This is a genomic window from Streptomyces sp. H39-C1 (genome assembly GCF_027158125.1).
Taxonomy (GTDB): domain Bacteria; phylum Actinomycetota; class Actinomycetes; order Streptomycetales; family Streptomycetaceae; genus Actinacidiphila; species Actinacidiphila fildesensis.
In genome coordinates, this window is record NZ_JAPVLS010000170.1 from 1 (window position 1) to 7,957 (window position 7,957).

Annotated in this window: 8 protein-coding genes and 1 pseudogene; 7 read left to right on the forward strand and 2 right to left on the reverse strand. The window is 72.6% G+C overall.

All coding sequences use genetic code 11. The annotated features are described in order from the left end of the window. The 3 genes from O3W51_RS46275 to O3W51_RS46285 all read left to right on the forward strand — a co-directional run. Positions 1-504 (forward strand): peptidoglycan-binding domain-containing protein (locus tag O3W51_RS46275; protein WP_269289995.1); only part of this gene is annotated, 504 nt, incomplete at its 5' end. A 28-nt stretch (positions 505-532) separates the two neighbouring features. Further along, complete coding sequence (locus O3W51_RS46280; protein ID WP_138357707.1) at positions 533-1,093, forward strand: hypothetical protein; 561 nt, start codon at positions 533-535, stop codon at positions 1,091-1,093. A 143-nt stretch (positions 1,094-1,236) separates the two neighbouring features. Continuing rightward, a complete protein-coding gene (locus O3W51_RS46285) occupies positions 1,237-1,899 on the forward strand; it encodes an HAD-IA family hydrolase (RefSeq protein ID WP_138357700.1) in 663 nt (220 codons plus the stop codon). 19 nt (positions 1,900-1,918) lie between these two features. Here the strand turns inward: O3W51_RS46285 and O3W51_RS46290 are convergent, their stop codons facing one another. Then, positions 1,919-2,500 carry a TMEM165/GDT1 family protein gene (locus O3W51_RS46290; protein WP_138357701.1) on the reverse strand — a complete coding sequence of 194 codons (582 nt, stop codon included), beginning with the start codon at positions 2,498-2,500 and terminating at the stop codon, positions 1,919-1,921. Positions 2,501-2,702: 202 nt separating this feature from the next. Then, positions 2,703-3,455 (reverse strand): ABC transporter permease, encoded by a 753-nt coding sequence (locus tag O3W51_RS46295; RefSeq protein WP_232485469.1) that lies wholly within the window; start codon positions 3,453-3,455, stop codon positions 2,703-2,705. Between the two features lie 475 nt (positions 3,456-3,930). Here O3W51_RS46295 and O3W51_RS46300 point away from each other — a divergent pair, with 475 nt between their 5' ends. From O3W51_RS46300 to O3W51_RS46315, 4 genes and pseudogenes are all read left to right on the forward strand, one after another. Further along, positions 3,931-4,581: an HNH endonuclease family protein gene (locus tag O3W51_RS46300; protein WP_138357708.1), complete on the forward strand. Its 651-nt coding sequence runs from the start codon at positions 3,931-3,933 to the stop codon at positions 4,579-4,581. Between the two features lie 72 nt (positions 4,582-4,653). Beyond that, positions 4,654-6,261 carry an alkaline phosphatase D family protein gene (locus O3W51_RS46305; protein ID WP_138357703.1) on the forward strand — a complete coding sequence of 536 codons (1,608 nt, stop codon included), beginning with the start codon at positions 4,654-4,656 and terminating at the stop codon, positions 6,259-6,261. 231 nt (positions 6,262-6,492) lie between these two features. Then, the gene (locus O3W51_RS46310) at positions 6,493-7,176 is read left to right on the forward strand and encodes a DedA family protein (protein WP_164296685.1); all 684 of its coding nucleotides are present in this window, start codon (positions 6,493-6,495) and stop codon (positions 7,174-7,176) included. A 582-nt stretch (positions 7,177-7,758) separates the two neighbouring features. After that, positions 7,759-7,957 (forward strand): annotated as a pseudogene (locus O3W51_RS46315) (Crp/Fnr family transcriptional regulator); the annotation flags it as partial.

Genomic DNA, 7,957 nt, shown 5'->3' on the forward strand with positions numbered 1-7,957 from the left:
GCCCTGCCCGACAACAGCAGCAGCGTCCCCGACGTCGTCCTGCCCACCAGCGACGCGATGGCCGCCGTGGCACCGACCGCCGCCCACGGGAAGGCGCCCACGGCCTCGCCGACGGCGACCCACCGTGCCCCGTCCACCCCGGTGACGACTCCACCGGCCACCGTCGCCCCGGTGTCGGCGACCCCGTCCGCGCCCCCTTCCCCGGTGGGCGACCCGGTGGTGCCCGGCCCCGACGCGACCCCGAGCAGCACTCCCGCTCCCACGAACCACCCGACGCTCGCGACGCCGGCGCTGCACATGGGTGACACCGGCACCCAGGTCAGGGACCTCCAGCAGCGGCTGCGCCGCGCCTACGTCTACATGGGCAGCGCGGACGGCGTCTTCGACACGGGGGTCAGGGACGCCGTCGCGACGTTCCAGTTCTGGATGGGGATCACCAGCGATCCCGAGGGTGTCTACGGCCCGGCGACCCGGACCGCGCTGGAGGGACAGACCTCCTGGTAGCCGCGTCTGCGAGGATCGTGCCGTGGCGATGGAGGAATTCGGGCCCGGTCAGTTCCAACTCGTCCTGCTGCGGCGGATGGCGGACCACCGGCCCGAGCTGGTCGAGGAGGCGCTCCGTACGCTCGGCGCGTCCCGCGCGGAGCTGCGGGAGGCGAACCGCCGCTGGCAGGCGCGGCTGCACGGGCGGCACTCCCCGGGCGGTGAACGCCGCTACCGTGCCGTGCTCGGCCCGCCCGAGAGCACGATCGTCCGCCGGATCGGGGATCTGAGCTGCGAGGCCCTGCTGTGGCCCGTACCGCTCTGGCCCGAGCTGCGCTTCGAGGTGCTGTGCGCGCCCGGCGGCGGCGCGGTGTGGAACGAGTGGCTCATCCGCGCCCCGGGCGCCCCGGCCCCGGTCCTGGAGAGTCCCGACGACCTCGTCCCGTGGTCCTGCACCGTCGACGAGGTCGCCCGTGCCTTCCGGCCCGCGACACCCTTGGAAGGCAGCGCCCCCACCCGCTGGCGGCTCGCCTTCGGCGATCCCTCGGCCGGCACCCGCCGCATCGCCCACTTCACCTGGGGCCTGCTCCAGTACGTCGAGGAGGCGTAGGCCATCGTTCCGGGCCTCCAGCGGCAAGGAACGGGGGCCGCTGGCCAACCGGGGCCTTGTTTTGTATCGTAGAGAAACAAAGTGGCTCCGCCCGTTTCCCCTGACCGGCGGGCGGGGCCACTGAGTACTTCTAAGGAGTCCGTATGCCGTCCACGCCGTCCGTCCTGACCGCCCGAGCGCTGCTCCTCGACATGGACGGCACCCTGGTGAACTCCGACGCCGTGGTCGAGCGCTGCTGGCGCCGCTGGGCCGAGGCGCAGGGACTGGACGCGCAGGCGGTGCTGCAGGTCGTGCACGGACGGCAGGGCCACGCCACCATGGCGGTGCTGCTGCCGGACCGCCCGATGGCGGAGAACCTCGCCGACAACCGGCGGATGCTCGCCGAGGAGACCGCCGACCTCGACGGTGTCGTGCCCGTCCCGGGCGCGCCCGCCTTCCTGGCGTCGCTCGCCGGCCGGCCGCACGCCCTGGTGACGTCCGCCGACGAGGCACTGGCCCGCGCGAGGATGGGCGCCGCCGCGCTGCCGATGCCGGAGGTCATGGTGACCGCGGAGCGGGTGAGCGCGAGCAAGCCGGACCCGGAGGGCTTCCTGAAGGGCGCCGCGGAGCTGGGCTTCGCCCCCGAGGACTGCATCGTGTTCGAGGACGCCGAGGTCGGCATCGCCGCGGCGAAGGCCGCCGGGATGCGCGTCATCGGCGTGGGCCCGCGCGCCGCCGTCCACGCGCCCACCGCGCACGTCGACTCGCTGGAGCAGGTGCGGGTGGAGGCCACCGCGGACGGCGGCCTCCTGGTCCACATCGGCTGAGCGCCGCCCACCCGTCCCGCTAGCCCGCGATCGCCTCGTAGAGGCTGAACACGGCGAGCAGCACCATCACGGCGGCGGCGACCTTCGTGATCAGCGCCAGCGGCACCCGCTTCATCAGCAGCCGCCCGCCGAAGATCCCCAGCCCGGCGACCGCCCACAGCGCGAGAACGGCGCCGAGGCCGACGGCCACCGGATCGTCGTAGCGGGCGGCGAGGTTGGCGGTCATGATCTGCGTCAGATCGCCGAACTCGGCGACCAGGATGAGCATGAAGCCGGTGCCCGCGACCTTCCAGAAGCTCTGGTCGGCGGGTTCGCGGACGCCCTCCTCGTCATCGTCCTTCTTGAACAGCAGCATGGCCGCGCCCGCGAGGAAGAGCAGCCCGACGACGCCCTGCACCCAGCGGTGCGGGAGCAGGGTCAGTACGCTGCCCGCCGCGATGGCCAGGCCGACATGGACGACGAAGGCGGCGGCGACACCGCAGAAGACGTACGAGGCGCGGTAGCGGGTGCCGAGCATGAGGCCGGCGAGCGCGGTCTTGTCGGGCAGTTCTGCCAGGAAGACGACGCCGAAGACGATGGCGGCGACGGTGAAGCTGAACACGGGGCGGGATCCTCATCGGTCGGGCTGCCGCACCGAGAGCGCCGGGAAAAGGGGTCGCTTCGGCTCGACAGCGTCCATGGAAAACGCTGCGGCCGAAGGTCTCGCTGGCCCGGTGGGAAACCCACCGTGCCTCCGGGCGCCGGCTCAGGATCTGAGCAGTATGTCGACGGTCCGGCGAAGAGCTACTCCCCTTCTGCGCCACTTATTCTACGCGACGGGTCAGCCGGCCCCTGGCCACCAGCTCCAGGACCGACGAGACCGCGACCGCCTGCACCACCAGCAGCGCGACCAGCACGAAGAGCTGAACGGCCCCCGCCATCACGGGTGATGCCCCGCCGAGCAGCATGCCGACGAAGGCCCCCGGCAGCGTGACCAGTCCCACAGTCCGCGTCTGGTCGAGCCCCGGCACCAGCGCGCCGGACGCGGCGGGCCTGGCGATCTCCAGCCGGGCGTCCCGGTCCTCGAAGCCCAGCGCCATGGCGGCCTCGACCTCGCCGTTCCGGCTGTGCAGTTCCTCCAGCGCGCGGCGCCCGCCGAGGACCGTCGCGGTGAGCGCGCCCCCGATGAGAATGCCCGCGACGGGGATCAGCGCGATGCCGTCGAGTGGCACGAGGCCGGTCAGCACCAGGAGCGCGACGACCGGCAGCGCGCTCACCCCGATCGGCACGGCCGCCCACCGCCAGCTGCGGTCGTCGGTGATGCGGCGGCCCGCCGTCCACACCGCGACCGCGTACATGACGCCGACGAAGGCGAGCAGCGCCGGCAGATAGCGGACGACCCAGCCGATGAGCAGCGAGACGACCGCGAGCTGCAGCGCGGCGCGCAGCCCCGCGACGGCGATCCCGCGTGCGTAGTTCTCCCGCTCGTCCGCGAGATGGGCGTACGCGGCGACCCCGGTGGCCACCACGAGCAGGACGGCCAGCACGACGCCGAGGGTGCGGTCGACGGGCAGCAGTGAGGTGGCGGCGGCGGACGTCAGGGCCGGGAGAGTGGCGCCGGCCGCGGTACCGGCGGAGGACGTGGTGGCGGCGGACACGACGGCGAGCACGGGGTCACTGTAGGCGGGTACGACGGGAACCCAACGGAACTGACGGTGCGCCACCCCTCGACATGACGTGCCCATGTCGCCAACCTGTAACCTGCCGCACCTCGGCAGGCAATCCGGACCCGGCACGCTTACCCGGGCCCGTCACCCTCGCCGGGCCGGGGAGTGTCGTCAAAGTAGCGCCGTCCGCCCGGAGGGCGGGGCCGGCGGGGTCTGGTGCGTGCGATCGCAAGGCGGAGGAGGGAGTCCATGCGGAGCATCGGCGACCGAGGACAACGCCGCGAGCGTGCGTGCCAGGCCCCGCCGGCCAGACGGGACTGCGACGGCACGACCTAGGACACGCCCGCAACCACCCTCACCCCCACAGGGAGTTCGCATGTCCCGGATACGCAATGTCTACGCGCGTCGACGCGTGAGCGTGCTCACCGCGTTCGCCGCCATCGCCGCGGCACTCGGTCTGCTCGTCGCCCCCACCACCGCCCAGGCCGCACCCCCCACGCCGCCGAGCGCCGCGACCGCCCGCACCGAACTGGCCGCACTCACCGTGCAGGCCGAGGGATCGTCCACCGGCTACAGCCGCGACAAGTTCCCGCACTGGATCACCCAGAGCGGCGCCTGCAACACCCGGGAGGTCGTCCTCAAGCGCGACGGGACGGGCGTCGTCCAGGACTCCTCCTGTGCCGCCGTCAGCGGCACCTGGCACTCCCCCTACGACGGCGCCACCTGGACCGCCGCCTCCGACGTCGACATCGACCACATGGTCCCGCTCGCCCAGGCCTGGCGCTCCGGCGCCGCCGGCTGGACCACCGCCCAGCGGCAGGCGTTCGCCAACGACCTGACCCACTCCCAGCTGCTCGCCGTCACCGACAACGTCAACCAGGCCAAGGGCGACAAGGACCCGGCCCAGTGGCTGCCGCCGCTGGCCTCGTACCACTGCACCTACGCCCGTATGTGGGTCTGGGTGAAGTACTCGTACTCCCTGACCGTCGACTCGGCGGAGAAGAGCGCCCTGACCTCCATCCTCAACGGCTGCTGACGGCCTGACGCACAACTCCCGCCTCCCCTCCGTCGTCCGTAGTCTTGGGCGACGGAGGGGAGGCCGGTCACCTTGGCTGAGCTGCGTTTGGGTCCACTGCTGCGGTACGTGGGCGAGGACAGCGCGACCGTCTGGATCGAGGCGGACCGCCCGTGCGAGGCGGTCGTCGCCTGCGAAGGGGACGGCGGCGGGACCGCCAGGACCTGGCAGGTCGCCGGGCACCACTACGCGCTGGTGACCGTCACCGGGCTGCGTCCCGGCGCCGGGACGCCGTACGCCGTGCACCTCGACGGCCGACAGGTGTGGCCGCTGCCCGGCTCCCCGTTCCCGCCCAGCACCATCCATACCGCCGCGGGCGGCAGCGCCCCGCTGCGGGTGGCCTTCGGCTCCTGCCGCTGGGCGGCGCCCGCGCACCACACCCGCGACCCGGTCGGCCCCGACGCCCTCGACTCCCTCGCCCAGGAGATCGTGCGGGACGGCGCCGCCCGCCCGGACGTGCTGCTCCTGCTGGGTGACCAGGTCTACGCGGACGAGACCTCGGCGGCCACCCGCCGCTGGCTCGCCCGCCGCCGCGACCTCTCCGATCCGCCCTGGGACCAGGTCGCGGACTACGAGGAGTACACCCACCTCTACTACGAATCCTGGCTCGACCCCGAGGTGCGCTGGCTGCTGTCCACCGTCCCCAGCTGCATGATCTTCGACGACCACGATGTGATCGACGACTGGAACACCTCGGAGGCGTGGCTCGGACAGATCCGCGGCACACCCTGGTGGCAGGAGCGCATCCTCGGCGGCCTGATGTCGTACTGGGTCCATCAGCACCTGGGCAACCTCTCCCCCGCCGAGCTGGCCGCCGACGAGCTGTTCGCCACGGTGCGCGCCGCCGCCGACGGCACCGAGGCCGTCCGGGCCTTCGCCGCCCGCGCCGACGCCGACGCCGCTTCGGTGCGCTGGAGTTACCGGCGCGACTTCGGACGCGTCCGGCTGCTGATGGTGGACTCCCGGGCCGCCCGCGTCCTGGAGGAGGACCGGCGCTCGATGCTCGACGACGGCGAGTGGCGGTGGGTGCGCGAACAGGCGCTGTCCGACGGCTCGTTCGACCATCTCCTGGTCGGCAGCTCGCTGCCCTGGCTGCTGCCGCACGCCGTGCACGCCGCCGAGGAGTGGGACGCGGCGCTCTGCCGGGGGGTGCGCGGCCCGCGGTGGGCGGAGCGCGGCGAGAAGCTGCGGCAGGCGGCCGACCTGGAGCACTGGGCGGCGTTCCGCACCTCCTTCGACGCGCTCGCCGGCCTCTTCGCCGAGGTGGGCAGCGGGCCGCGGGCGCCCGCGACCATCTGCGTCCTGTCCGGCGATGTGCACCACGCGTACATCGCCGAGGCGCACTGGCCGCGCCCGGTGGGCAGCCGCGTCCTCCAGCTCACCTGCTCGCCGATCCACAACAGCGTCCCCGCGGCGATACGGCTGGGCTTCCGCGTCGGCTGGAGCCGGCCGGGCCGCTGGATCGGCCGCGCCCTCGCCCGGCACGGCCGGCTCCCCGCGTCCGTCATCCGCTGGACGCGCCTGGGCGGCCCCTGGTTCGGCAACCAGCTGATGACCCTGACCCTGCGCGGCCGCCTGCTCGACCTCCGGGTGGCCGGTCCGAAGGGCTCGTTCGAGCCGTCGACACACCGGCGGACATGAGCGGTGCGATCCGTCGTCCGCCGGCGCGCGGCCGGGCGGCGGCGCACACCGCCATCAGCTGGTTCTCCGCCCGCCCCGCAAGCGGTGTCCGGGATATTCCCCACACCGTGTCTACAACATCACGTACCCCTCGCCGGTGCCGGCCACCCCCTCTGGCGTACGCTGTACGGCTGGGAGCGGATGTAGATCCGCCCATACGCCAACAGGCAATATGTCGGACGGGGAGGCACGGTGCTCGAGGGTCTGGGCTCCTTGTTCGACTGGCCATGGATCTACGTACTCGTCGCGCTGTCCGTGCTGCTCGATGTGTTCGTGCCGATCCTGCCCAGCGGGGTGCTGGTGATAAGCGCGGCGACCGCGGGCACCACCGGTGCGGGCGGCGACATGCTCGACGTGGTCGCGCTCCTGGTGTGCGCCGCGATCGCCTCCTGCCTCGGCGACATCGCCGCCTACCGGCTGGCCTGGCGCGGCGGTGACTGGTTCGACCGCCGCATGGCACAGTCCCGCAGGCTCTCCACCGCCCAGGAACGACTGGGAGAGGTGCTGACCAGGGGCGGTGGCTCGCTCGTCGTGCTCGCCCGCTTCGCACCGGCCGGCCGCTCCGTGGTCAGCCTCGGCGCGGGCGTGGCGCACCGCCGGCCCAAGGAGTTCCTGCCCTGGTCGGCCGTGGCCGGTGTGGCCTGGGCGACGTACAGCGTGGGTCTGGGCTACCTCGGCGGTGAGTGGCTGGGCGCGAGCTGGCTCGGCACCTTCATGTCGCTGGTCGCCCTGGTGGGCACCGGCGCGCTGGCCGCGTATGTCTTCCGCCGCGGACGCCGGACCGCGATGGCCGCGGCCCTGACCACCGTGCCGCTGGCGATCCCCCCGCAGCCCGCTGCCGCCACCGACCGCGGCGCGGTCGTCGAAGCGCTGTAGGCCGGCCCCACGCCCCCCGCACCACCCCTGCCCGGCACATCGCGCAGCCCCTGACTTCCGGGGCCCGCCCTGCGCGAGCGCGCGCCGCCCCCGCCGGCCGCCTGGTGATGCTCGACCACCCCGCGGCCGTCGCCGAGGCGATCACGTCCGCGGACACGTACGCGAACAAGTAAGGGAACGGAAAAATATCCGAGGTGCGGGGCCGGCCGGGGTCGGTCCGGCAGCACGGACGCCAGGCATCAGTTCGATGCTCGGCGGGAAATTACGCGGCGGACCTGCTAGGCCGCCGAATCCGTCAAAGAAGTGCGGAAATGACGCCCTTCCGGACCCATTCCGATCATCTCCGTGCTCACCCAGACAGAATCGGAACACCGCCCCGGCAAGGGCCAGTTGGCCGCCGCAAAGGCCGCCCGCACCATAACTTGTCATATGCGGACACTGTCCCCATCGGTCATATGTTCCCATTCCCCGACTCTGGCGTTTTTACGATTCATTCTCACTCGATTCAGCGATACCCAGCGCGAAGGGTGACGAAAAAGAATGAGGCCGCATACCCCACCCCCTAATGCGAAGGACATACGCATGTCGGTTGATGCGGGCCAGGCCGCCGCTCTCAGCACCCCGGGCGCCCCGGACAACAACTCGGCGCACACCAGCCTTGATACGGCTGCTGCCCGGAATCTGGCGACCACCACCAAGTCCGCACCTCAGATGGCGGGAATCTCCTCCCGCTGGCTGCTGCGCATGCTGCCCTGGGTAGAAGTCACGGCCGGCACCTACC

Excerpts from the sequence above, each read along its gene's own strand:
- O3W51_RS46280 (WP_138357707.1), top strand. The coding sequence starts at position 533 with ATGGAGGAATTCGGGCCCGGTCAGTTCCAACTCGTCCTGCTGCGGCGG.
- O3W51_RS46285 (WP_138357700.1), top strand. The coding sequence starts at position 1,237 with ATGCCGTCCACGCCGTCCGTCCTGACCGCCCGAGCGCTGCTCCTCGAC.